Annotated in this window: 17 protein-coding genes; 7 read left to right on the plus strand and 10 right to left on the minus strand. The window is 45.3% G+C overall.

Going from position 1 to position 24,360, the window contains the following annotated elements:
* Nucleotides 1-123: 123 nt before the first annotated feature.
* Nucleotides 124-4,728 (minus strand): glutamate synthase large subunit, encoded by a 4,605-nt coding sequence (gltB, locus tag AB4Z17_RS05655; protein ID WP_441958660.1) that lies wholly within the window; start codon nt 4,726-4,728, stop codon nt 124-126.
* Between the two features lie 419 nt (nt 4,729-5,147).
* Between gltB and AB4Z17_RS05660 the strand changes: the two genes are divergently transcribed.
* Nucleotides 5,148-6,497: a stalk domain-containing protein gene (locus AB4Z17_RS05660; protein WP_441958662.1), complete on the plus strand. Its 1,350-nt coding sequence runs from the start codon at nt 5,148-5,150 to the stop codon at nt 6,495-6,497.
* Between the two features lie 7 nt (nt 6,498-6,504).
* Here AB4Z17_RS05660 and kapB read toward each other — a convergent pair whose 3' ends face one another.
* Entirely contained in the window at nt 6,505-6,900 is a 396-nt protein-coding gene (kapB, locus tag AB4Z17_RS05665) for a sporulation phosphorelay system protein KapB (RefSeq protein ID WP_441908431.1), read from the minus strand.
* Nucleotides 6,901-7,104: 204 nt separating this feature from the next.
* Here kapB and AB4Z17_RS05670 point away from each other — a divergent pair, with 204 nt between their 5' ends.
* The 3 genes from AB4Z17_RS05670 to AB4Z17_RS05680 all read left to right on the plus strand — a co-directional run bounded on the left by AB4Z17_RS05670 (nt 7,105) and on the right by AB4Z17_RS05680 (nt 10,762).
* Nucleotides 7,105-8,220, plus strand: coding sequence for an MGDG synthase family glycosyltransferase (locus tag AB4Z17_RS05670; RefSeq protein ID WP_076268925.1), 1,116 nt, complete (start codon nt 7,105-7,107; stop codon nt 8,218-8,220).
* A gap of 83 nt (nt 8,221-8,303) precedes the next feature.
* Nucleotides 8,304-9,719 (plus strand): NAD-dependent malic enzyme, encoded by a 1,416-nt coding sequence (locus AB4Z17_RS05675; RefSeq protein ID WP_441908432.1) that lies wholly within the window; start codon nt 8,304-8,306, stop codon nt 9,717-9,719.
* A 398-nt stretch (nt 9,720-10,117) separates the two neighbouring features.
* Nucleotides 10,118-10,762 (plus strand): YqaA family protein, encoded by a 645-nt coding sequence (locus AB4Z17_RS05680; protein WP_441908433.1) that lies wholly within the window; start codon nt 10,118-10,120, stop codon nt 10,760-10,762.
* Between the two features lie 61 nt (nt 10,763-10,823).
* On the opposite strand, the gene AB4Z17_RS05685 is transcribed toward AB4Z17_RS05680, so the two are convergent.
* The 3 genes from AB4Z17_RS05685 to AB4Z17_RS05695 form a co-directional block, all read right to left on the minus strand.
* Complete coding sequence (locus tag AB4Z17_RS05685; RefSeq protein WP_441958664.1) at nt 10,824-11,840, minus strand: C40 family peptidase; 1,017 nt, start codon at nt 11,838-11,840, stop codon at nt 10,824-10,826.
* Between the two features lie 349 nt (nt 11,841-12,189).
* A complete protein-coding gene (locus AB4Z17_RS05690; protein WP_441958695.1) occupies nt 12,190-13,095 on the minus strand; it encodes a cation diffusion facilitator family transporter in 906 nt (301 codons plus the stop codon).
* Nucleotides 13,096-13,334: 239 nt separating this feature from the next.
* A complete protein-coding gene (locus AB4Z17_RS05695) occupies nt 13,335-14,333 on the minus strand; it encodes an ABC transporter substrate-binding protein (RefSeq protein WP_441958666.1) in 999 nt (332 codons plus the stop codon).
* Between the two features lie 197 nt (nt 14,334-14,530).
* Here AB4Z17_RS05695 and AB4Z17_RS05700 point away from each other — a divergent pair, with 197 nt between their 5' ends.
* Genes AB4Z17_RS05700 through AB4Z17_RS05710 form a run of 3 tightly spaced genes read left to right on the plus strand, consistent with a single transcriptional unit; the run spans nt 14,531 to nt 17,453 of the window.
* Complete coding sequence (locus AB4Z17_RS05700) at nt 14,531-15,538, plus strand: FecCD family ABC transporter permease (protein ID WP_441908436.1); 1,008 nt, start codon at nt 14,531-14,533, stop codon at nt 15,536-15,538.
* Nucleotide 15,539: 1 nt separating this feature from the next.
* The gene (locus tag AB4Z17_RS05705) at nt 15,540-16,586 is read left to right on the plus strand and encodes a FecCD family ABC transporter permease (protein WP_441908437.1); all 1,047 of its coding nucleotides are present in this window, start codon (nt 15,540-15,542) and stop codon (nt 16,584-16,586) included.
* Between the two features lie 51 nt (nt 16,587-16,637).
* Entirely contained in the window at nt 16,638-17,453 is an 816-nt protein-coding gene (locus AB4Z17_RS05710) for an ABC transporter ATP-binding protein (protein ID WP_441908438.1), read from the plus strand.
* A 76-nt stretch (nt 17,454-17,529) separates the two neighbouring features.
* Here the strand turns inward: AB4Z17_RS05710 and AB4Z17_RS05715 are convergent, their stop codons facing one another.
* The 5 genes from AB4Z17_RS05715 to AB4Z17_RS05735 all read right to left on the minus strand — a co-directional run bounded on the left by AB4Z17_RS05715 (nt 17,530) and on the right by AB4Z17_RS05735 (nt 24,352).
* Nucleotides 17,530-19,185 carry a glycoside hydrolase family 13 protein gene (locus AB4Z17_RS05715; protein WP_441958697.1) on the minus strand — a complete coding sequence of 552 codons (1,656 nt, stop codon included), beginning with the start codon at nt 19,183-19,185 and terminating at the stop codon, nt 17,530-17,532.
* A gap of 90 nt (nt 19,186-19,275) precedes the next feature.
* Nucleotides 19,276-20,367 carry a carbohydrate ABC transporter permease gene (locus AB4Z17_RS05720; protein ID WP_441908439.1) on the minus strand — a complete coding sequence of 364 codons (1,092 nt, stop codon included), beginning with the start codon at nt 20,365-20,367 and terminating at the stop codon, nt 19,276-19,278.
* 1 nt (nt 20,368) lies between these two features.
* Nucleotides 20,369-21,451, minus strand: a complete 1,083-nt coding sequence (locus AB4Z17_RS05725; protein WP_441958668.1) for a carbohydrate ABC transporter permease — start codon at nt 21,449-21,451, stop codon at nt 20,369-20,371.
* Between the two features lie 203 nt (nt 21,452-21,654).
* Nucleotides 21,655-23,046, minus strand: a complete 1,392-nt coding sequence (locus AB4Z17_RS05730) for an ABC transporter substrate-binding protein (RefSeq protein ID WP_441908441.1) — start codon at nt 23,044-23,046, stop codon at nt 21,655-21,657.
* A 295-nt stretch (nt 23,047-23,341) separates the two neighbouring features.
* Nucleotides 23,342-24,352: a LacI family DNA-binding transcriptional regulator gene (locus AB4Z17_RS05735; protein WP_441958670.1), complete on the minus strand. Its 1,011-nt coding sequence runs from the start codon at nt 24,350-24,352 to the stop codon at nt 23,342-23,344.
* Nucleotides 24,353-24,360: the final 8 nt, after the last annotated feature.

Below are 24,360 nucleotides of genomic sequence, written 5' to 3' on the forward strand. Positions count from 1 at the left end.
GCGGCTTTCTTCTAATTTGGTGGCATTTTGTCGAAAAACAAAAGGGACTGTCGTCTGAAGTATTGAAGCTACTTCAGGGACAGTCCCTTGACTCGTAAATACGATTTATAAAATAAGTCTGAATTACTTGCCGCCTGCGCGTGCAAGCTCTTTCTTGTTCGCTTCGAACGCTGCAAGAAGTGCTGCTTCGCCCACTAAGCCTGTATCTTCAACCTTGCGGATCTGTTCAAGCATACGCTTGTAGTCCTTAGGAATAACTTTAACGAATTTCGAAAGCGATGCTTCCCAATCATTCAATAGACGGGTACCAATCGCACTCTCTGTATACTTAACATGTGATTCAATCAAACCACGAAGTTCAGCAACATCTACAGAGTCTTCTAGGCGCTCCAGCAATACCATCTCCAGATTGCAATGATTGTAGAAATCGCCTTTCTCATCGTAGATATAAGCGACTCCGCCCGACATACCTGCCGCAAAGTTACGACCTGTGAGGCCAAGAATAACGACGCGTCCGCCTGTCATATACTCACAGCCATGATCGCCGACACCTTCTACAACTACATTTGCGCCGCTGTTCCGAACAGCGAAGCGTTCGCCAGCTGCACCGCGGATATAAGCTTGACCGCTAGTAGCACCATACAACGCTGTGTTACCGATGATAACATTGTCCTCAGCCACAAAAGTTGCCTTTGGTGACGGTGCTACAATGATTTTACCGCCGGATAGCCCTTTTCCTACATAGTCATTCGAATCGCCTTCGATTGACAACGTGATTCCTTTTGGCACGAATGCACCAAAGCTTTGGCCAGCCGTTCCGACAAAATGGTAAGAAATCGTATCTTCTGGCAAACCTGCAGCACCGTATTTACGGGTAACTTCGCTGCCAAGAATCGTACCAACAACACGGTTCGTGTTCAAAATAGGGAATGTGCCGCGCACGCGCTCGCCATTCTCAATCGCAGCCTTTGCAAGTGGAACGAGCTGCTGCATATCAAGCGACAATTCAAGACCATGGTTTTGCTCTTGAACATTGTAGCGAACTGCATCCTGTGGTAGATCAGCTTCGTACAGCAAGCCAGAGAGATCAATACCTTTTGCTTTGTAATGCTCAAGCAGCTGCTTCGTTTCCAAAATATCGACGCGTCCAACCATTTCTTGAATGGTACGGAAACCGAGCTCTGCCATAATCTCACGCAGCTCTTCAGCAATGAAGCGCAGGTAGTTAACAACATGGCTAGGATCGCCCATAAATTTTTTGCGAAGCTCAGGATTTTGAGTTGCAACGCCTACTGGACAAGTATCCAATTGGCACACACGCATCATGATGCAGCCTAGCACGATAAGCGGAGCCGTCGAGAAGCCATATTCTTCTGCTCCAAGCAGTACAGCAATCGCAACGTCACGGCCATTCATCATTTTGCCATCTGTCTCAAGAACGACACGGTCACGCAATTTGTTAAGCATTAGCGTTTGATGTGTTTCTGCAAGACCAAGCTCCCACGGCAAACCTGCGTGACGAATCGAGCCCATTGGAGAAGCTCCAGTTCCGCCATCATAACCGCTGACCATAATAACATCTGCGCGGCCTTTAGCAACGCCAGTCGCAATCGTACCAACGCCAACACCAGATACCAGCTTTACATTGATTCTTGCGCGTGGATTAGCATTTTTCAAGTCATGAACAAGCTCTGCCAAATCCTCAATAGAATAAATATCGTGATGCGGCGGCGGCGAAATCAGTCCTACGCCAGGCGTGGAACCACGAACCTCAGCTACCCAAGGATATACTTTAAGGCCAGGCAGTTGACCGCCCTCACCAGGCTTAGCGCCTTGAGCCATTTTGATTTGAATCTCATCTGCATTAACCAAGTAGTTGCTCGTTACGCCAAAACGTCCCGATGCTACTTGTTTAATTGCGCTGCGTCTAGAGTCGCCATTCGCATCTGGTATAAAGCGTGCTGGATCTTCTCCGCCTTCGCCCGTATTGGATTTGCCGCCTAGGCGGTTCATCGCAATAGCCAGACTCTCATGGGCTTCTTTACTGATTGAACCAAATGACATCGCACCTGTTTTGAAGCGTTTTACGATGGATTCAAGCGATTCAACTTCCTCAAGCGGAACGGCTTGACGGCCTTCCTTAAACTTGAGCAAAGAACGAAGCGTAAGATGTTTTTTGTCCTCTCCCTGTACAAGCGCAGAGAACTTTTTGTATAGCTTGTAGTCATTCGCACGAGAAGCCATTTGCAGCGTATGAATCGTTTGCGGCGTGAACAAATGGTCTTCGCCATCTTTACGCCACTGGTAATCGCCGCCGGAGTCAAGCTCTTTCTCTCCGCCTTCTTGCTCAGCGAAAGCGCGGTTATGGTGCTTCAACGTCTCTTCGGCAATAACATCTAGACCGATGCCGCCGATGCGGGACGGTGTCCATGTGAAGTACTCGTTGATCACATCTTCTTTCAAGCCGAGCGCTTCAAAAATTTGAGCGCCACGGTAAGATTGAATAGTCGAGATTCCCATTTTGGACAATATTTTAATAACGCCTTTAGTGGCTGCTTTAATATAATTTTTCACTGCTTTATCATGCGATACGCCGCGAAGCAAACCTTGCTTAATCATGTCGTCAAGCGATTCAAATGCAAGATAAGGGTTAACTGCGCTTACGCCGTAACCAAGCAGCAATGCATAGTGATGCACTTCACGAGGTTCGCCGGATTCCAGCAAAATAGCAACCTTTGTCCGTGTACCTTGGCGAATAAGATGATGATGCAGTGCCGCTACTGCCAGCAAAGCTGGAATTGCAGCATTTTCCTTGTCGACACCACGATCGGATAGAATAAGCAGATTATGTCCCTTCGCAATAACACGATCAGCCGCTTCACACATTTGTGTAAGCGCAGCGCGCAAGCCCGTCTCACCCTCATTTGCAGGGAAGAAGATCGGGAGTGTAATGGAACGGAAGCCAGGACGGCGCACATGGCGCAGCTTGGCGAATTGCTCATTAGACAAAATAGGCGTATCCAATTTGATGTGTCGGCAGCTCTCTGGCTCTGGATTAAGCAGATTGCGTTCTGGACCAATCGTTGTACCTGTCGCAGTAATAATCTCCTCACGAATCGCATCAATAGGCGGATTCGTAACTTGTGCAAACAACTGCTTGAAGTAATTGTACAAACGCTGCGGACGCTCTGACAACACCGCCAGCGGTGCATCATAACCCATTGAAGCGATAGGCTCCATGCCGCTGCCAGCCATCGGCTCAAGCACTTTGCGAATGTCCTCAAAAGTATATCCGAACGCTTGCTGTCTCATTTGAACAGTAGCATGGTTTGGTTCAGGCAGCTCAGGAGCTTCCGGCAAATCTTCCAAATCAACAAGATGCTCATTCAGCCATTCGCGATATGGATGCTCGGTCTCGATTTCCGCTTTCACTTCTTCATCAGAAATGATGCGGCCTTGCTCTGTATCTACAAGCAGCATGCGTCCTGGACGCAAGCGGTCTTTGTACAAAATATCCTCTGGCGGAATCTCAACGGTTCCAGCCYCGGAGCCGAGAATAATATGATCGTCCTTCGTTACGTAATAACGAGCTGGACGAAGACCATTGCGGTCAAGCACTGCACCGATTTTTACGCCGTCAGTAAAACCAAGCGCAGCTGGGCCATCCCATGGCTCCATCAATGTGCTGTGGTATTCATAAAATGCTTTGCGCTCGTCGCTCATGCTCTCATGATTGGACCAAGGCTCTGGCACCATCATCATTGCGGCATGTGCCATTGAACGGCCGGACAAGAATAAGAACTCCAGCGTGTTGTCGAACATTGCTGTATCCGATCCATCCGGGTTAATAACAGGTTTGATTTTCTCGATATCATCACCGAACAATTCAGAGGCAAACAAGGTTTGACGGGCATGCATCCAGTTCACATTGCCGCGAAGGGTATTAATTTCTCCGTTATGAATCATATAATGGAAAGGATGAGCGCGTTCCCAGCTTGGGAATGTATTCGTACTAAAACGAGAATGTACAAGCGCCATTGCCGAAACAACGGATTCATCGTTCAGCTCGGTATAGAACGAACGCACCTGCTCTGTCGTAAGCATTCCTTTATATACGATTTTTCTGGAGGATAGGCTAGAGAAGTAAAACATATTGCCGCCTTCTTTGCCGGCATAACGAATCGCAAGCTCAGCGCGCTTACGAATAACATATAATTTGCGTTCAAATGCCATATTGTCCTTCAGGCTGTCGTTCATGCCGATAAACAATTGACGAACATAAGGCTTAACAGCTAATGCGGATTCACCCAGTTTCTTATCATCCGTTGGAACCGTACGCCAACCGATAACCGATTGGTTCTCCTCTTGAACGATCGTTTCCACTTCACGCTCAATTGCACGGCGAGCTTCTTCATCCTGCGGCATAAAAATCATACCTACGGCATAGTGTCCTTCGGCGGGAAGTACAATTTCTTGCTTCTTTAGTTCAGCCGCAAAAAATGTATGAGGAATTTGAAGTAAAATACCTGCTCCATCTCCCGTATTCGGTTCGCTGCCTTGACCGCCGCGATGCTCCATATTCTCGAGCAGCATCAGCGCTTGGCGAATGACCTTGTGTGACTTGATTCCCTTGATGTTGGCCACAAAGCCCATGCCGCATGCGTCTTTCTCAAACTGCGGATCATAGAGCCCCTGCTTCGGCGGCAATCCCAAAATATGTTCTTTCATTGTGAGCAACCTTTCTATGAGAAGATTTTTGGGCAAGCGTGAACGTGTTGAAATTAAGCACCGATGAATACGCATTACGCTTCATTTTTGGCTTGTTTTATCATAGAATGGTAGTCAGCGAGGCACACCGGCCTGCTCCTTGACATTCCTAAGCTAAACAGAAACGTCTCTTATAGAGCGTTAACGTTTAATTGACCACACCCGGCCTTTACCGCGTCATAGCGATTATCCTGTTATTTTATCATTAGGCCCAAGCGGAATCAATTTAATATTTTCATAATAGTTTGCACTATTTTACTACTAATTCAATTATCGAACACTGTTTAGTTACCCGTTAGCTTCGATTCTCTGCGGAGTATCATCATAGCATACCCTGCAGTTTTTATTTCCTTTTATTTTAACAGAGGAGTGTGTACTTATTGTATAGCAAGTTTAGGAAAGCAGCGTTTCGCGCTGCATCGTCAGTATTGATAACTATCGTGCTTACAACCGGTATTTTCTCTCCACTAAGTATAAGCACTGCCGGGAATAACGCTCCTACTGCTCATGCTGCCTCTGTAGTTGACAAAAAGAAAGATGATCACACTTACCGCATCGTCGCGGTTGGTGATTCATTAACTGCCGGCTACGAATATGGCTTTACCGAACAATCCATTCCATATGGCTTCGTAGAGCATGTATACGAACAAGCTCTATTCCATGGACTTCGTGCAGAGTACATCAATTATGGGGTGCTAGGGCTCCGAACATCAGGATTAAAGCGATGGATTCAAGCTGTTGTGAGCGGTGCCAGCGTAAAAAGCTCTGATATTCAGAGCGGACTGCCCGATCCACGCGCAGAGCGAATATTTGCTGAAACATCGCTGCTCCGCTCTGCCTTAAGTGAAGCTGATCTAATCGTAATGACAATAGGCGGCAACGACTTGTATGCTGTTCTCGACAAGCTAAATAAGGGTGCCGATCATGCCGAGACGATAGCTGTGCTGGACAAGGCTTTGGACACTTACGAGACGGAGCTTGAGCCAGCTCTAAGATTGCTGCTTTCTCAGCAGCCAAATGCCCAAATCATTATCGCAGATCAATATCTGCCAATACCTCCTCCATTAAAGGTTGGATCGCTCATCTTTCCTCTTTACCCTGAGGCTGACCGGTTGTTTCTGAAGGATAGCATCAAGCAGCTCCGGGAACGTTTAAATCAGATAATCGAACGGCTTGTGAAAGTAGGATTTAATGTTAAAATCGCAAATGTCTCATCTTCCTTCATAGATAATGAGCTAAGCTTTACTTCAATTGCAAAAGGGGACATACATCCTAGCAGGGCGGGTTATGCTGCAATGGGGAAATCCTTTTCGAAGGCCATTTGGGGAGATTATCGTATCGTTAAGCCAAGAGCAAAGGATAGCGAGGCTGCTCTTGCTATTGTCGTTAATGGAAAAGAAATGATTAGCGCAAATAAACCAATGGTTGTTCAAAATCGCACCTTCGTACCTCTACGGAGCATTGCAGACGCATTTGGCGCTGCCACCAAATGGAACGCCGCTGCGCAGACGGCAACTATAAAAGTTGCCGATAGAGCGGTGGATATAACGGTAGGACAATCCTCTTTCCGTGAAAACGGTACAGTTAAAGCACTAAATGCACCGCCTGCTTTCATCCATACCGTTGGCAAAGCAAGCACGTTATATGTTCCGCTTGCCGCTTTATCAGAAGGATTGCAATTCCAAGTGATTTATCGCGATACTCTAAAAACCGTCTTCATTAATAAATAATATAAGGCTATTTATATTCCTTTAAGAGCTGCTGCATTTGCTCCAAGCCTTTAGCCGCCCAGCGCTGCAGTCGATCCAGTGAAGCAATTTCGGCTTCTGCGGCAGCTCTTAAAGAATCGTTATACTCTGGAATAAGGCCTGTATGCCGCTTTACGTCACGCAGCAAAACATTTGTTTTTTCTGTAAAGCTTAGTGCACGACGCTCATGAAACATCGGCACGTCTGGATTATAAGGATTATGCAGGTCACCTTGCTCAGGATGCTTTAACACAGCTAATACCTTGACGAGAGCACGAGGCCCGTTAATTTCAACAAGCTCGCCTAGATAATGACCGGACCGGATTTCAGCTCTAACGTTATCCCCTATTTTCAAACTATCGTCAACCTGGTTATTACGTTCCATATTGAACCATCCTCACTTTATTATGTTATATTTGCTTGTAAAATATATGTAAATATAGTTGTCTACTTATTTACATATAATAATAATGTGTACATCTTCATTCTAGGATAATTTATCCACCACATTATTCGCAACCCTAGCGGATAAAACTTGTGYTAGTCGCACTTGCATCGTAATATGGAATTAGAAAAGTAGGTGGAATGAATGCGTAAGAAAAGAGTGCTTCTGCTCTCTGAAGGCTTTGGCTCTGGTCATACCCAAGCTGCCTATGCGCTCGCTGTCGGACTCAAGCAATTAAGTCCGGGGATTCAGACCCGCGTCATCGAGTTAGGAAATTTCCTTAATCCGGTGCTTGGTCCGTGGATTATATCTGCATATCGCAAAACGGTAAGCAAACAACCAAAGATGGTCGGTCTTATGTACCGCAGCAACTATAAGAAGTCGCTTAACCGCTTTACACAGCTTGCGCTTCATCGTGTGTTTTATACCCAAACGTCACAGGTTATATCCCAGCTGAAGCCAGAACTAATCGTATGCACCCATCCTGTACCGAATGCTGTCGTTGCTCGGCTCAAACGTCTAGGACTAGACATACGGTTATATACGCTTATTACAGACTATGATGCACATGGGTCATGGGTAAACCAAGAAGTCAATAAATACCTCGTTTCAAGCGAGCTTGTGAAAGAGCGGCTCATGGAAAAAGGGGTTACAACAGACCGAATTGAAGTAACAGGAATCCCTGTTCACCCCAACTTCTGGCATACATACGAGAAAGAAGAGATTAGAGAGCAATTTGATTTAAAAAACATGCCGACCGTACTCATAATGGGCGGCGGTTGGGGAATTTTATACGAGGACAATGCCCTTGAATATATGACCAAATGGCGCGAAAGCACACAGCTCATTTACTGCGTTGGCTCAAACGAGAAGATGAAGGAAAAAATGCTTGCCGATCCCCTTTTTCAGCATCCGAACATTCGTATACTTGGCTTCACTCGCGAGGTGAACAAGCTGATGGATGTCTCCGATCTTCTAATTACGAAGCCTGGCGGCATGACCTGCACAGAAGGAATGAGCAAAGGAATTCCAATGCTGTTTTATGAGCCGATTCCTGGACAAGAAGAAGAGAACTGCGAATATTTCATCAATAACGGATTTGGTGAAATGCTCGATTCGAACGATACTGTCGATAAGTGGTTCAAGCTTATCCATGAGCCCTACGCTTCAGGCCAGTTTAGAGACAGCCTGCTTACCAAACGCAATCAACAATACGACCCCACGAGTTGTCCGAACGCCGTCCTGCGACTGATGCAGTGACGGTTTTCTTTTTAAAATAAGAATGAAGCATAAATTGTATGCCCTTATCCAAATAGTATAACTGATGAAGGGAGCTGTTTATTATGAGTTCGAAGATGACAGACGGAAAAACGATTATTTTGAGGTTGGAAATTGATACGAATCTTGCGCAGTTTGGCCGAGCAGCTACAGCAATCGAACAAGCCAAAGGCGATATTATCGCCATAGATGTCATACATACGGACAAAAACAAAAGCTTGCGCGATTTAACTGTGAAAATATCGGAGCACGGCGCAGCAGAACGGCTTACGACAGCGCTGAAATCTTTAGAAGGCATTCGGCTCGTTCATATATCCGACCGTACCTTCTTGCTTCATCTTGGAGGGAAAATTTCAATTCAGCCGAAAACGCCGATCCAAAACCGCGATGACTTGTCCCGTGTCTATACGCCGGATGTGGCTAGAGTATGCCAAGCGATCGCTGAAGAACCATCCAAAGCTTATACGCTTACCATAAAAAGAAATATGGTTGCCGTCGTTTCCGACGGGAGCGCGGTGCTTGGTCTCGGCAATATCGGTCCGTATGCAGCTATGCCAGTCATGGAAGGCAAAGCGATGCTGTTCAAGCAATTTGCCGATGTCGATGCGTTCCCGATCTGCCTCGATACGCAGGATACCGAAACCATCATTGCAACGATCAAAAACATTGCGCCTGCCTTTGGCGGCATCAACTTGGAGGATATTTCCTCCCCTCGCTGCTTTGAAATTGAACAAAGGTTAAAGCAGGAGCTTGATATCCCAGTCTTTCATGATGATCAGCATGGTACTGCGGTCGTATTATACGCAGGGCTGCTAAATGCGCTGAAGCTGACAAATCGCAGCCTCCAAGAGGCTCGCATCGTTATTTGCGGAATCGGGGCAGCAGGAACCGCTTGTACAAAAATGCTGATCGCCGGAGGAGCAAAACATATTATCGGTGTGGATCGGGCTGGGATATTGTCCGCTGACTGTGTTTATGACAACCCGATGTGGCAGTGGTATGCTAATCATACGAATCAAGAGCGAATCACAGGCGGTTTAGCTGAAGCGCTAAACGGCGCTGATGTTTTTATAGGCGTTTCGGCCGGCGGCATATTGACGCGAGAGCATATTACGACGATGGCAAAAGATCCAATCGTTTTCGCAATGGCGAATCCAGAGCCCGAAATACGCCCTGAACTAGCTGAGGATATCGTCGCTGTTTTTGCTACGGGGAGATCGGATTATCCTAATCAGATTAACAATGTCCTCTGCTTTCCGGGAATTTTCCGTGGAGCGCTCGATAGCCGCGCTGCTACGATTAATGAAGAAATGAAGCTTGCGGCAGCGGAAGCCATTGCCTCCGTTATAAGCGATGAAGAACTGAGCCCTATGTATATCGTTCCTAGCGTATTCAACACGAGAGTCGTTGAGGAAGTACGGCGACGCGTCATACAGGCTGCACAGCAAAGCGGTGTCTCTCGCCGTCAAATTCGGGAGTAGCTGCAGCTCTATTTTTTGTAGTAATCTTCGCTCGTTTACGGCTCCCGTAACGGGCTTTTTTTTATTTCTAACAACGTAAATGTCTCTAAATCATCAATAATCATAAGAATTGTAAATGCTTGGGGGAATATTCTGAAAAAGACGTTGAAACCTGTAAGCAGGTTATCACGTATTCGTTCTTAAGCACTTGGTCTAGAGGAACTAGAGAAGCGGAGATGAAACACATGACAAGTATCATCTTCTTAAGCGAAAAAATTATGCTATAATTAAAATATCAAGCGCTAAAGCGCTTTTTCAACAAGCTGCAGCATATGTTAGCATAAGTGGAATTTACACACGGTATATTTCGTAAAAGCAGGCTTTATGTGCAGGTTAGTTGATGGAAAGGGAGCCTGGTAATGTTTCAAGCCGTAGTCGATTTTTTAAAGGATTTCGGTCCACTCGGATTGTTTATTCATTCGTTTCTAGACGCAGTTATATTTCCCATTCCTGCTTTTTTTCTTCAAGTCTCATTAAGCATACTCAATCCATCTACAGCATTATGGCTGGCCACTGTGGGCTATATCGCCTGCCTCCTAGGTACACCTGTCGGGTATTATTTGGGAAAGATTATGGGCAAATCCGTTCTATATAAATTTCTAAAAAAAGAATGGATCGATGCCGCTACGGATAAGTTTCAGAAAAATGGCGAAGCAGCCATTCTTATCGGCTCTTTCACACCTATTCCATTCAAAGTATTTACAATATTGTCTGGTTGCTTAAATTTCCCTCTTTGGAGATTAATCGGTTACGCAGCAATTGGCCGGGGCTTAAAGTTCTATATTGTTGGATCATTATTTTATTTCTACGGACGCGCTGCGGAAAGCATGGTTAAGGATGTTTCCTTGTATATTTTTTTAGGAGCCGTGCCTATTCTCATTGTTTATCTTTTACTTCGCAAGAGACGTAACAAGAAGAAAGCGCTCAAGGACAAAGAAGCTGAAGCAGTCCAGAACGAACAAATTAAACATAACGATAATGCGAAAATTCAAATAGATTCATAAGCAATTTCATACAGATGTAAAAAAGCCAGTTAGGATTAAATCCTAACTGGCTTTTTTGAGGTTACAACGCGCTTCCACCAAACAGAATACGATACTCCCAATGGGTACCTTCAATACTGCTGACGGTAACGCCGCCCCCCTCTTTCGAATACGTATGCAATACTTTGCCGTCTCCCAAATAAATACCGTCATGAGTAATCGTAGCTTTAGATTTATCAATGCCATTATAGGCTGATGCCTTCGTTCCTTTATAGGACATAAAGAATACGATATCACCGCGTTTCAACTGCTTCCAGTTGGTCGTAATAGAACCTTTATCCTTTACGTACTGACCTTGCTGACGAGAGTCAGCAGGGAGCTTCAGAGAGACGCCATCAAGAAAGGCTTGTCTCACAAAATCGGAGCAATCAAAAGTTGTCGTCGTGTTGCGATCAGAGCTGTATTCATAAGGGGTGCCTAAATACTTCATCCCTGCAGCTATGATTTTCTCAACCTGCTTATCTTTTGATACATCAGGATTCGTAACTGTTCCGCCCCCGTTGCCGCCCGTGTTCCCCCCAGTATTCCCACCAGGAATAGTCCCAGTTACTTTCAAGTAGGAAGAATCTGTGCTTACATAGCCGCGAACACCGTTGCCATCCTTCACTTCATACCAATAGCTGTTTGTCTTTTCTACGATAGTTACCTGCTCGCCTTTCTTCAAATAACGAATGCGTTCACCCGATGTCGATGCCGCCTTTCGGAAAGAAACAGACGATAGAGCGACTGCATTGCCGTCTTGTGCAGGAACCGAGGTTTGAAGCTCAATATACTGCGATGAGGTTGATATGTAACCTTGCTTACCTGAAGAATCTGCTACTTTATACCAATATGAATTAACTTTCTCCATCACAGTAATTTGTTCGCCTTTCTTTAAACTGCGAATAATGGATGCTGATGTGGAAGGTGATGTGCGCATATTTACGCTCGATTGTACCTCTGCTGCTTGTGTTGTCTGAGCTGCCAGCGCTGCTGGAACTGAAAGTGAACTAAACAATAAAGCTGCCGTTAACGTTGCTGTTGCCATCCTTTTTTTCATGCTGTGTTGCAATCCTTACGCCTCCTTGGTGTGTAAACAGTTTAAGTTTCACGGTTCTGCTTCATTGTAAATTCGATTAGATTAGACAAGTATCGACCAAAAAGCCTATTTAACCCCTCTTTGTAATAGGTTTTAAGAACCATAAAATCGTCGTATGTACACAAAAAAAAGACATCCTAATTAAAAGGATGCCTTAGTACCTAGTTAGGCTTGAAATTCACTCCATCACTGCAACTAAATTGTATGATTTTCATGTAAAGAGTAGGTCTTTTGGCAGAATCAGCCTTTCATGCCATTTGAACCATAAATTTTGGTTTTGAACTCATTTGGCAACAATTACCGATTGGATTTAATGATTTTCCGGCTTGTTTGACCCTGTATTCTCGATTAGCTCATCGGGCTCAACGTGAACATGTATGCTCATTATGTTATGCTTCCTGCTCATTCGACGCTCGATTTCGTCACTTATTTGATGGCTTTCGATCAATGTAAGCTCGGGATCAACCTGAACGATTACATCGACAAGTACATGACTGCCATGTACTCTAGCTTTAATATCCTTAATCGATTTAACACCTTTCGTTTTGGCAATTGTTGAACGTAGAGAGGACAGCTCATTCTCATCAAAGCCGTCCGTAAGCGTATGCGTAGAGCTATAAAAGATTTCCCAAGCCGTTTTACATATGATAATACCTACAGCTATTGCCGCTACAGGATCAAGCCATGGCAAGCCAAATTGTGATCCTATAATACCGATAGCTGCACCTATGCTCACAAGAGCATCTGACAAGTTATCCTTAGCCGCCGCTAATAAAGCCTGATTGTTAATTCGGAGGGCCAGCCTTCGATTATAAATATAAACCCCGCCCATACATGCCGCTGCAAAGAGCGCAATCCATGCTGTCATTAGATTAGGTATATGATGATTAGCAGCAAACAAGGATTTTACCGCACTGATTAATACTTGGATGCCCACCGTCGCCATAATGAACGAAGCGATAAGTGCTGCAATGGTCTCCGCTCGAAAATGTCCGTATGGATGATCCTTATCCGGCGGCTTCTGTGAAATTCGTAATCCAATCAGTACGGCTACTGACGCAACAATATCCGTAAGGTTATTATAGCCGTCTGCAACGAGTGCTCCAGATACGAACCAGTAGCCTGCTACGAGCTTGATGGCGGATAATCCCAAATAAGCGCCTATACTGACCCAAGCACCCTTCTCGCCCTGTTTAATCTCATCATACTGATTCAGCTTAAATACCCCCAAGCAATAAAAGTATGTATTTTAAAACCATCCAAATAACCTATCGGTATCATAACGGAACGCACCCGAGTGGGTCTAGAGAAACAGTGTTTACCGGCTGCGCACTTTTATGCACCCATGCAACAATCCAGTGTATCGATTCGAACGGTCATATCCTAATTAACTTACCCGTTATTATAAGAAAAAAACAGCCGGTATAAGAACCGGCTGCTTTAAAATTCGACTATTTAGTTAATTTCATAAATCTTATAAAGTTCATCAAGCATTAGATTAGCTGCAATGACGCCGCCGGCTGTATTCCAGATCGCATCGCTCACTCTAATCGCTTTATTATTTTTTACAACTTGAAGGCTTTGCCACAATGGATCCTTCAACATCTCTTCTTCCATCTTCGTTCCTTTGCCATCACCCGTTTCATAAGTGAAGTAGAACAACATGTCAGCATCTACTTCCGGCAAACGTTCTTTCGTAATTTCCTCAACGAATGTATCTTTATATTTTTGATTGTCTGGACGTGTAATTCCAAGCTTCGAGAATGCAATCCCTGTAAAAGTATCCTCTAAGTAAATACGCGTTTTGCCTGCCATAAACCGAACGACTGACACCTTCTGGTTGAGCTTGTCGCCAGCTTTACTTTTAAAGTCTGCTGCACGGTTGTCATATTCGGCAATGATTTTTTCGCCATCAGCTTTTTTGCCGATCGTATCAGCATATAGCATGAAATTAGACTGCCAAGCACCACGAAGCGTTTCAGAAAACACAGTAGGTGCAATAGCCTTAAGTTGATCATAAACTTTCTCTTGGCGCAGTTTATTGCCAATAATAAGATCCGGTTTTAGGCTTGCAATCAGCTCGATGTTAGGCTGACTCTCTTCACCTACAACGGTAACACCTTCCATATCCGCTTTTATGTGGTCATACCATGGGTCGCCTGTCCAAGATTTCACTGCGCCTACCGGTTTAATGCCAAGTGCCAGCAACGCTTCTGTTCCTTCGTTAGATAATACGACGATACGAGTTGGATTACCTTCTATTTTTGTCTCGCCCATTGCATGCGTAATTACTCTCGTGTTTTCTGTCTTCGACGCGTTCGTTCCTTCTGTCGCCGATGATTTGCCTTCGTTATTTTTTGAACCGGATTGGCCGCATCCCGAAACAATAACGGCTAGTGCAAGCAATAGGGCGGATGCTGTCCAAGTAAATTTCTTCGTTAATACATAAGACATTTTTTTCTCCCCTTCATGTTGAAAATCATTCTCAGTTTTATTACAAACGAAACTATACCAGCCATATAAAACAAAGTCAATAACCGTTGATAATGATTTTCAACTTCATTGACACTATGTACATGATCCCCTAAAATGTTTTAGTAGTCCTAAATCATGAATACCCTTCACAATTGACATCAAGGAAAGAGGAAATTATGAGTACATTATTACATACACGAGCCCAGAAAATAATAGGGCTGATCGCCGGCTTGCTCCTCTTTGCTGCTGGTATCGTTTGCAGCATCGCTTTTGGAGTAACGAATATTAGCTGGCGCACGATTTTAGCTTCATTTACCGCATTTGATGGCTCTCAGGAGCAGCTCATCATTCAAACGGCAAGAGTGCCGCGCGCGTTTATCGCAGCCGCAGTCGGAGCGAGTCTAGCTGTAGCAGGCTCACTCATGCAGGGAATTACCCGCAATCAGCTTGCTTCTCCGAGCATATTCGGCGTGAATTCAGGAGCCGCTTTCTTCATCGTCATCGGCTCTGCCTTTTTCGGAGCTAGCGGCATGACGACTTTTGCAACTCTGGCGTTTGTAGGAGCAGCCTTTACAGTGACTCTCGTTTACTCGCTTGGCTCGATTGGCAACGATGGTCTGACACCGCTCAAGGTTACGCTTGCCGGCGCTGCTATGACTGCTTTTTTCTCTTCACTCACGCTGGGTGTATTGCTTACAAGCGGTCAGACGTTTGATCAGGTGCTTTATTGGTTTGTCGGCTCCGTCTCAGGACGCGACATGAACATCTTTACAGCCGCTGCTCCATATATGGGTATTGCCTTGATAGCGGCCATCGTGCTTGCAAGACATATGAACGTGCTGGCGCTTGGAGAAGATGTTGCTGTTGGATTAGGTCAAAAAACCGTCTATATCAAATTAGCAGCTGGAATCATTATTGTCCTTCTAGCAGGCGGCTCGGTCTCTATGGCTGGTCCTATAGCTTTCGTTGGCATTATTATTCCTCATCTAATGCGTTATTTAGTTGGCATTGACTATCGTTGGGTTATTCCATACTGCGCGGTGTTTGGCGGCATATTGTTGATTGCTGCTGATATCGGATCAAGATATATTTCATTTCCGAAGGAAGTTCCCGTGGGAATCATGACAGCGATTATTGGTGTTCCTTTCTTCGTGTTTATCGCTAGAAGAGGAGGCCAATCCTAATATGAATAAATGGATCACACTCAGGGGCCGCAAGCACTCCTTTCAACTTGACCGCCGAACGTTAATGGTGATCGTTATGTTGCTAATTGCCAATTTAGCAGCAGTCGTCATTTGTGTTGGGCTTGGCAGCAAAACCATTAATCCTATCGATGTCTTACTTACTTTTGTGGGAGAAGGTGATTCGTCAGATGTGATGATTATTTTTTCACTTCGTCTGCCACGCGTGTTGATTGCTGTAATGGTAGGCTCAGCACTCGCTGTTTCAGGGGCGCTGCTGCAAGGTATTGTGCGCAATCCTTTGACATCTCCCGACATTATCGGCATCACGGGCGGAGCCTCTCTTGGAACCGTTATATTCATTTTATATTTTTCGCATATTAGCATCCGGTTCATGCCGATCAGTGCTGTTATTGGAGCTTTTGCCGCTGCGTTCCTTATTTATTTATTTGCTTACCGAAAAGGAATCACGCCGCTCAGGCTCGTCCTAATTGGGATCGGAATGGCTACCGCATTAACTGCGGTTACCTACATGCTTATCCTTACGTCATCCTTCACGCCTACTGCGGTAGCCGTCAAAGCCTTTACTTTTATGACTGGCAGCATCTACGGTGTTTCATGGGACAGAGACTTTTGGACTTTGCTTCCTTGGCTTGTCGTTTTGTTTCCAATTGCGCTTATCTACGCTCGGCATCTTAATGTCCAGGAGCTTGGCGATGAGGTTGCTATAAGCGTAGGCAGCTCCGTCCAAATCAAAAGAACGATACTGCTCATCATCAGCGTTGCGCTCGCAGGTGTTGCGGTTGCTATAGGTGGTGCCATTAATTTCATCGGGCTTATGGCGCCTCATATTGCTCGGAAGCTTGTTGGCCCGTCTTATGGAGGTGTAATACCTGTGTCCGCTTTAATAGGGTCGCTTGTATTGCTGCTCTCTGACCTTATCGCAAGAACTGCATTCCTTCCGCTAGATATTCCAGCCGGTGTCTTTACTGCAGCGATAGGTGCACCGTTCTTTATCTATTTATTGTATCGCCATCGCAACCGATCATAACGCACTGTGCGTTTTTAATTAAACAATAATAAGCAAAGGGGAGAGATTATCGTGTCCTCCATTCAAGCGAAAAATCTTACGTTATCCTACGGACAAAAAGCGATTTTCAATAATCTTGATTTGCTGATCCCTCCCGGCAAGATCACAGTATTCATTGGCAGCAACGGCTGCGGCAAGTCAACGCTGCTCCGTTCCCTTGCCCGCCTTTTAAAGCCGCAAGAAGGCTCTATTCTTATTGATGGCCATGAGATTGCCAAACTCTCGAGCAAGGAAATCGCAAGGCGCCTAGCGATCTTGCCTCAAGGTCCAATCGCACCGGAAGGCTTAACCGTCCATCAGCTCGTCAAGCAAGGCCGTTATCCTTATCAAAGCTGGCTGCAGCAATGGTCGCATGAAGACGAGAAGATGGTCAAAAAAGCGCTTGAAGTGACGCATATGGACGAGCTGTCCTCGCGCTCACTGGACTCGCTATCCGGCGGTCAACGTCAACGTGCTTGGATTGCAATGACGCTAGCCCAAAACACGCCGACTATATTGCTAGATGAGCCGACAACCTATTTGGATATGGCCCATCAGATCGAAATTCTTGATTTGCTTTTTGATTTAAACGAGCAGGAGAATCGTACGATTGTGATGGTGCTGCATGACATTAACCTAGCTTGCCGTTATGCTGACCATATTGTAGCTGTGAAAGACGGCCAAATACATGCGCAGGGCAAACCGGAAGCCATTATGAACGAACAGCTAATACGCACCGTGTTTGATATGGAATGCCAAATCACAGCAGATCCCATATTCGGCACACCCCTTTGCATCCCTTACGGGAAAGGCCGCAAGCTGCCATTAAAGCAAGAAAGCGTTCTTTAAGCGCATAACAAAAAAAATGGTGGGGCAGGGTTTCTTCTGCTCCACCATTTCTTTATAATCGCACGCTCACGCTGAGTTAGGTGATTACTTCATAGATTCGCGCTTCAAATGGCCTCAGCTCAATGCTTCGCCCTTCGTCATCCCAAGTGCTTAATGTATTCTCATACGTACCAAGCACCAGCTTCAGCTTCAAAGCTTCCTCTCCAAAAAAAGAATCCGAAAATGTAAAGGTTCGGGCTTCTTCTCCGTGATTCAAAAGCACAACCCATTCGGTTCCCTCCAGCTCTCGAACATAAACATATAGATTCGGATCATCTTCACTTATATCTGTAAAGTCGCCATAAACCATGACTGGATTGCTCTTTCTAAGCGCAATGAGCTTCCGATAAAAAGCTAATACCGAATTTGGATCTTTTTCCGCTTGCTCTACATTAATCTCTTCATAATTTGGATTAACCTTTATCCATGGCTCGGCGCTGCCAAAACCTCCATTCAGCTCCGTATTCCATTGCATTGGCGTTCTTGAGTTATCACGGCTAAGCGCCTGCAATGAACGAAACACTGCGGCAGGATCTTTGCCTTTGCCGACTTCCTCCACATATCTGTTAATCATCGCAATATCTTTATAATCGCCGATCGTTTCATACCTTACGCCTGTCATACCGATTTCTTCGCCTTGATAAATGTATGGAATGCCTGGAAGCGTATGGACCATCGTAGCAAGCAGCTTAGCTGATTCCTCGCGGAATTCCTTGTCATTCCCATAACGAGATACTTGCCGCGTATGATCATGGTTATTTAGAAACTGCGAGCCAAACCCTCGGCCAGCCAAAGCCTCCGCCCACTGCTTCTGGATGCGCTTGTAACGAACCATATCCCATTCCGGCATTTCATCCGCAACTTCAAAATGGAACAGCGTATTCAGCTCCATACGCTCCTCTTCAACGAACAAAGGACCTGTCTCCGGTGTTGCGAACGCAATTTCGCCAACGGTCATCATATCGTAATGCCGGAAAACCTCACGGTTCATTTCCTGCAAATAATCATGAAGTCCCGGATTATGTGTTAAATACCTGATGTCATGTGGATCTTCTACATCGCTGAAGCTGTTTGGTTTAGCCAGCAATGCCAGAGCGTCGAGCCGCAGCCCGTCTACTCCTTTATCCAGCCAGAAACGCAGCATGTTGTAGATTTCCATTCTCATTTCTTTGTTTGCCCAGTTTAAATCCGGCTGCTCGATCGCAAAGGAATGCATATAATATTGCCCTGTCGTCTCATCGAGTTCCCAGCTGGAAGGGTTAAAATAAGAACGCCAATTCGTAGGCGGCTCGCCCTCTCTACCATCCTGCCAAATATACCAATCTCGCTTCGGATTGTTGATTGAAGAGCGAGATTCAATGAACCAAGGATGATGATTAGATGTATGATTAACGACGACGTCCATCATCAGCTTCATGCCCCTTGCATGCGTCTCCGCTACGAGCTGATCAAAGTCCTCCATCGTTCCTGCCTTTTTCATTACCGTATAATAGTCGGACACATCGTAACCATTGTCCTTGTCTGGGGATTCATTAAATGGATTAATCCAGACCATTGTCACACCTAACGATTGAATATAATCCAGCTTTTCAATAACACCTCGAAGATCACCAATACCATCACCGTTTGTATCTTTAAAGCTGCGCCAATAAACCTGATAAACAACGGATTCCTTCCACCAAGCCGGTTTTATCTGCATTCTAATCTCTCCTTCTCTCTATACAAAACAAATGGCGCGCGAGGGGACACCGTGTCCAGACGCTGCGCCATTCTTTTGCTGCTGTTACCCTTTGATGGAGCCGCCAAGCATCCCGCGTACAAAGTATTTTTGAAGTGCAAAAAATACGGTGAGCGGCATGAGCATCGAAACAAATGCTGCTGCCGTAAGCAAGTGCCAGTCATTGCCTCTGGAGCCAACCATGTTTGCAATATTCATTGACAATACTTGCACTTCAGGCTGGCTTCCGAGAAATATAAGGGATATCAAATAATCATTCCATACCCATAAAAATTGGAATATGCTGATCGATGCTAGTGCAGGGACGGATAGCGGCAGGATGAGCCTGCTGAAAATCGTAAAGTTGGTAGCCCCGTCCATAAATGCCGATTCGAACAAATCCTTGGGCAGCTGACTAATTGATGTGTACATGAAATATGTGATCAATGGCAAACCAAACGCCGTATGCGCAAGCCAAATTCCAAAGTATGTGCCGTTCAGTCCAAGCGACGTATAATCGCGCAAAATCGGAATGAGCGCTACCTGCAAAGGCACGACAAGCAAAGCGATAACAATGACAAACAATGTCTTTCTCCCTGGAAACTTAAGCCAAGCAAAAGCATAAGCTGCAAAGGATGCGATGAAAATCGGAATTACGGTAGCTGGTACTGTAACCGCAATCGTATTCCAAAAGGAACGCGACATACCGCTGCCCTTCTCTGTCTTGGTCGTACCATCTGGCATCGTGATGGAATAAGTTTTTCCACCCAGCACCGTCTCATAGTTCTGTGTTGTAAAATTTGAAATAATCGTCCACTGCTTATCCTGTACATTCAGAAGTCTAGCTCTCCGGTTTTCCCAAATCAATCGTTCACCGTTAAGCTCCACACCCGCACGCAGCTGATCATCGGTAAACGTAGCTCCATTCACCTTAATTGGCTCACGAAGATCGGTGTCCTTGGGCAGCTGAATTTGCTCTGTTGTGCTCCAATCCCGATGAGGCAGTATATTCCACCAGCCTGTAGATAATATATCTGCTGCAGGCCGGAAAGAGGAAACGAGCAGACCGAGCGTCGGGATGGTCCAAATGAGACATATGACAGCTAGCACTGTATTCACGAGCCACTTGGACTTACGGGATTTTTTGTTCCTGCTCATATTAGAACCCTCCTTCTCTACGGAACTGCCGCAGATTGATTATGATGACTGGAATGACAGCAACGAGAAGCACAATGGCTAAGGTTGAACCATAACCAGCATTTTGGTACATAAACAGCTGGCGATAGAACTGTGTTGCCACAACGTCCGTCTCATATTGTCCGCCTGTCATAATCATTACAACGTCGAAGATTTTGAGTGTAAACACAATAATCGTTGTTGTAACGGATAACAAAGTTCCCGCAATGTAAGGAATCATGATTTTGAAAAAAATACGAACCTCGCCTGCGCCATCCATCCGAGCGGCCTCCAGCATATCCTCTGGGATGCTCTTAATCGCAGCTGAGAAAATAACCATCGCAAAACCTGTTTGCATCCAAATGAGAATAACGATAAGGAACAGGTTATTCCACGGCTGAATCATACTGAGCCACGCCTGCGGTTCCCCGCCAAATTTCACGACGATCGCATTCAGCAGACCAATTTGCTCATTGCCTGGCTGATAGTAATAAATAAATTTCCAGATAACGCCTGCCGCTACGAACGAAATCGCCATCGGCATAAATATGAGACCCTTAGCCAGCTTCTCGAAGCTGCTTCGATCGGCAAGTATCGCAATAAGAAGACCTAAGCCAACACAAGCCAGTGTGCCAAAGAACACCCAAAGCAAGTTGTTGCGCAGCGCCATGATGAGAAGGCGGTCTGTAAATACAGCTACATAGTTGGCGAAACCGACAAAATTGACCGAGCCGGCATCAAAAAAGCTTAAGTATAGCGTCCGCAATGTCGGAAAGACAAGCAGCCAACCAAGCAGCAGCACCGCTGGGCCAACAAATACAAAAGGCAATATTCTCCGCTTCCATTGATCCGGATACTTCTCAACTACCCAGTTAAACGAATAGTAAATCGAATAAATACCAACTGCTCCCCATATGACTGCAAACACCGCATTGAGGATAGGCGGAAGGTTGGAGTCGCGAAAAAGTATAAATATGCCCCCGTGAATGACAATATTGATAACTGGCACGAGTATGGATAACAACAGTAGCCGCAGAGCATTGCCTTTCCTAGCCTGTAATTCCATATGAATCCTCCTCCAAGGTTTGTAAAACAAACCTTTCTTCGTAAGCATAAACTTAGGTTTGCGTAGCAAACCTATCTTCGTAAGCGTAAACTTAGGTTTGCGTAGCAAACCTTTCTTCGTAAAAGCCACCATTTACTGTACTGATTATAGAGGGGCTTTCACCTTGCGGCGAGAAGCCCCCGAATCACTCAAGCAGCAGTCAATTATTTTTTCCAGCCTGCTTGAATTTCTTTTAGTGCTGTATCCAAATCTACTGTCCCACTTACCCAGTCCGTCATGCCTTTCCAGAATGTACCTGCGCCAACTGCGCCTGGCATAAGGTCAGAACCATCAAAACGAATCGTTTCTGCTGTTTTCACGAATTCTGCCATTCTGCGTTCTTGATCGTTCGGGTACCATGATGGATCAGCATCATTCATAGGAGCTGTTACGCCGCCTGTTTGAATCCAAGCTTTGAGCGACTCGCCCGTTGTGAAGAATTCCATTACAGCGCGAACCTCTGGACGATCATTGAACATAGCATAAATATCTCCTGAGATTAGAGCTGGTTGACCATATTTCTCATCAATGGCTGGAAGTGGGAACCAATCGTAATCATCAGCTGTCAAGCCTTCTGGGAAGAAGCTTGTAATAAAGCCAGCTTGACGGTGAAGCCATGCTTTTGGCGGATTATCGAACAACGGCTTAACTGCATCACCAAACGATGTTGTAGCGATCGATTTTTTTCCACCGTATACATAGTCCTCGTTGAACCAGATTTCAGCCATTTTTTCTGCTGCATTTTTGACTACAGGATCTGTGAATGGAAGCTCACCCGATACCCATTTGTCATAATTTTCAGGCGTAGTTGTACGGAGCATAATATCCTCCATCCAGTCTGTAGCCGGCCAGCCAGTCGCTGTACCGCTCTCGATGCCGATGCTCCAAGCTGGATCGCCGTCTTTCGCGATTTGATCAGTCAGCGCCATAAGCTCTGTCCATGTTTTTGGAACGGTATAACCTGCTTCAGCAAAAGCTTTTTTGTTGTACCATACTAAGCTCTTTACGCTGCTGCGTGCCCAGACGCCAGACATTACGTCTCCGCTAGTACCTTTCATCGTAGCCATGTCGAGCCAGCTTTGGTTGTATTGTTTTTTCAAATACTCATCGCTAAGGAATGATTTTACGTCAATTACCTTACCAGAGTTCACAAAGCCCTTCAGCAAACCCGGTTGCGGGAAATCCGCAATATCAGGAGCGTTACCCCCGTTTACACGTACCGAAATGGTTGCTTCAAACTCTTTTGAGCCTTCATACGCGATGTCGATTCCAGTCTTATCTTCGAACGCTTTAATGCTTTCGTTAAATTTCACTTCATCCGCATCCGTAAACGGACCGAACATCGTAACCTTTTTACCTTTAAAATCGCCGTTTAATGCTTTAGCCAACGCGCTGTCGCCCGCCCCAGCTCCTGCATTCGTTCCGCCCTCTGCTGGCTTCTCTGTTGGCTGGTTCGTTGTATTATTATTTTTTCCTCCGCAAGCCGTAATCGTCATCACAAGCGCTAGCGTTAGAATAAAGACAGTCGATGCTTTTTTTGTTTTTCTCGTGTACATAGACCTCATCCTTTCATGTTTAAGTAATCAGTAATTAAATTACACTTACTCGGCCCTTTTGAAACGTTAAATTAACAGTCAGATAACAAGTTGTTGCCTCACCTCCTTTAAAGTGCCAATGTAGGTTGTTTTTATGCTCAATAGTTATCGAAAACAAAATCTTTTAAATAGATAACGCTTCCATTGATATGAAAAGCTTTTCAGAGATGAGTCAAAGCGAACGACAAAAGCCGAAATTTAAAGGCACAGCCGTTTCGCTATTCATATTTGCAAGCTAAGTATTGTCATATCCCGATTATGATAAATAGGACTTGGTTGACTCCCGCACAATTAAATGATGTGGAAGCTTCTCTCTGAGCACTTCAACTTTCCCAGTTGTAATCAGCTCATGCAGCTTCTCAACGGATCGATACCCAATATCATAGGTTGGCTGGTCTATCGTCGTTAGCTTAGGAATAAACATCTGAGCCATTCGGATATTGTCAAAACCTACGACGGACATTTGCTCAGGTACGGGTTTGCCATTGTCGCGCAAATATGAAATCGCACCCATCGCGAATTCATCCGAAGCTGCAAAAACAGCCGTTAAATCGGGACAACGAGTGAACAGTCGTTCAGCTGCATCATAAGCATGCTCAAATCGATGTATAGCAAATTCAATGCAATTCTCGTTCTCTGAGAGGTCATATTCCTGAAGCGCCTTCTTAAAGCCCGTATATCGCGGCTCACCGGAGATTGTGATTCCTAAAGGAAAACCAATCATACCTATGCGGCGATGCCCTGCTTCAATTAAATGTTTGACCGCATCATACGCACCCTGCTCATCATCAATATCAACAGACGGAATATCATACTCCGGAGCATTGGTAGAAGCTAGAACGAATGGCAGACGATAGCGCTGCATCTCCTCGTAATATTCTTCATGCAATGAATCACTCGTAAATATGATGCCATCTACCTGCTTCTCAAAAAAGCTTTGCACATAAGAGATCGTCCGCTGCTTGTCGCGGTCTGTATTACAGATCATCAGACTATGGTTGAGCATAACAGCCGCATCCTGCATTCCGCGTATTAAGCCGGCATAATACGGATTTTCTATATCCGGAATCATAACGCCAAGCGTGTCTGATTTTTTGTATATCAACCCTCTGGCAAATCCATTCGGCTGGTATTGAAGCGCCTCAATAGCTTCAAGCACCTTGATACGTTTCTCTTCCACTACGGTTTCCGGCGCATTCATGACCCGGGATACGGTGCTTATGGACACATTAGCGTATTTTGCTACATCGCGTATAGTCGATTTCATAATGGCAC

Origin of the sequence: Paenibacillus sp. TAF43_2, from assembly GCF_052113545.1 — a bacterium.
Taxonomy (GTDB): domain Bacteria; phylum Bacillota; class Bacilli; order Paenibacillales; family Paenibacillaceae; genus Pristimantibacillus.

What these genes read in the sequence shown, in the direction of transcription:
- AB4Z17_RS05680 (WP_441908433.1), top strand. Translation starts at nt 10,118, where the DNA reads ATGTTTCAAGCCGTAGTCGATTTTTTAAAGGATTTCGGTCCACTCGGA.
- AB4Z17_RS05685 (WP_441958664.1), bottom strand. Translation starts at nt 11,840, where the DNA reads ATGAAAAAAAGGATGGCAACAGCAACGTTAACGGCAGCTTTATTGTTT.
- kapB (WP_441908431.1), bottom strand. Translation starts at nt 6,900, where the DNA reads ATGGAACGTAATAACCAGGTTGACGATAGTTTGAAAATAGGGGATAAC.
- AB4Z17_RS05675 (WP_441908432.1), top strand. Translation starts at nt 8,304, where the DNA reads ATGAGTTCGAAGATGACAGACGGAAAAACGATTATTTTGAGGTTGGAA.
- AB4Z17_RS05730 (WP_441908441.1), bottom strand. Translation starts at nt 23,046, where the DNA reads ATGTACACGAGAAAAACAAAAAAAGCATCGACTGTCTTTATTCTAACG.
- AB4Z17_RS05705 (WP_441908437.1), top strand. Translation starts at nt 15,540, where the DNA reads ATGAATAAATGGATCACACTCAGGGGCCGCAAGCACTCCTTTCAACTT.
- AB4Z17_RS05720 (WP_441908439.1), bottom strand. Translation starts at nt 20,367, where the DNA reads ATGAGCAGGAACAAAAAATCCCGTAAGTCCAAGTGGCTCGTGAATACA.
- AB4Z17_RS05735 (WP_441958670.1), bottom strand. Translation starts at nt 24,352, where the DNA reads ATGAAATCGACTATACGCGATGTAGCAAAATACGCTAATGTGTCCATA.
- AB4Z17_RS05695 (WP_441958666.1), bottom strand. Translation starts at nt 14,333, where the DNA reads ATGTCTTATGTATTAACGAAGAAATTTACTTGGACAGCATCCGCCCTA.
- AB4Z17_RS05670 (WP_076268925.1), top strand. Translation starts at nt 7,105, where the DNA reads ATGCGTAAGAAAAGAGTGCTTCTGCTCTCTGAAGGCTTTGGCTCTGGT.
- AB4Z17_RS05725 (WP_441958668.1), bottom strand. Translation starts at nt 21,451, where the DNA reads ATGGAATTACAGGCTAGGAAAGGCAATGCTCTGCGGCTACTGTTGTTA.
- AB4Z17_RS05700 (WP_441908436.1), top strand. Translation starts at nt 14,531, where the DNA reads ATGAGTACATTATTACATACACGAGCCCAGAAAATAATAGGGCTGATC.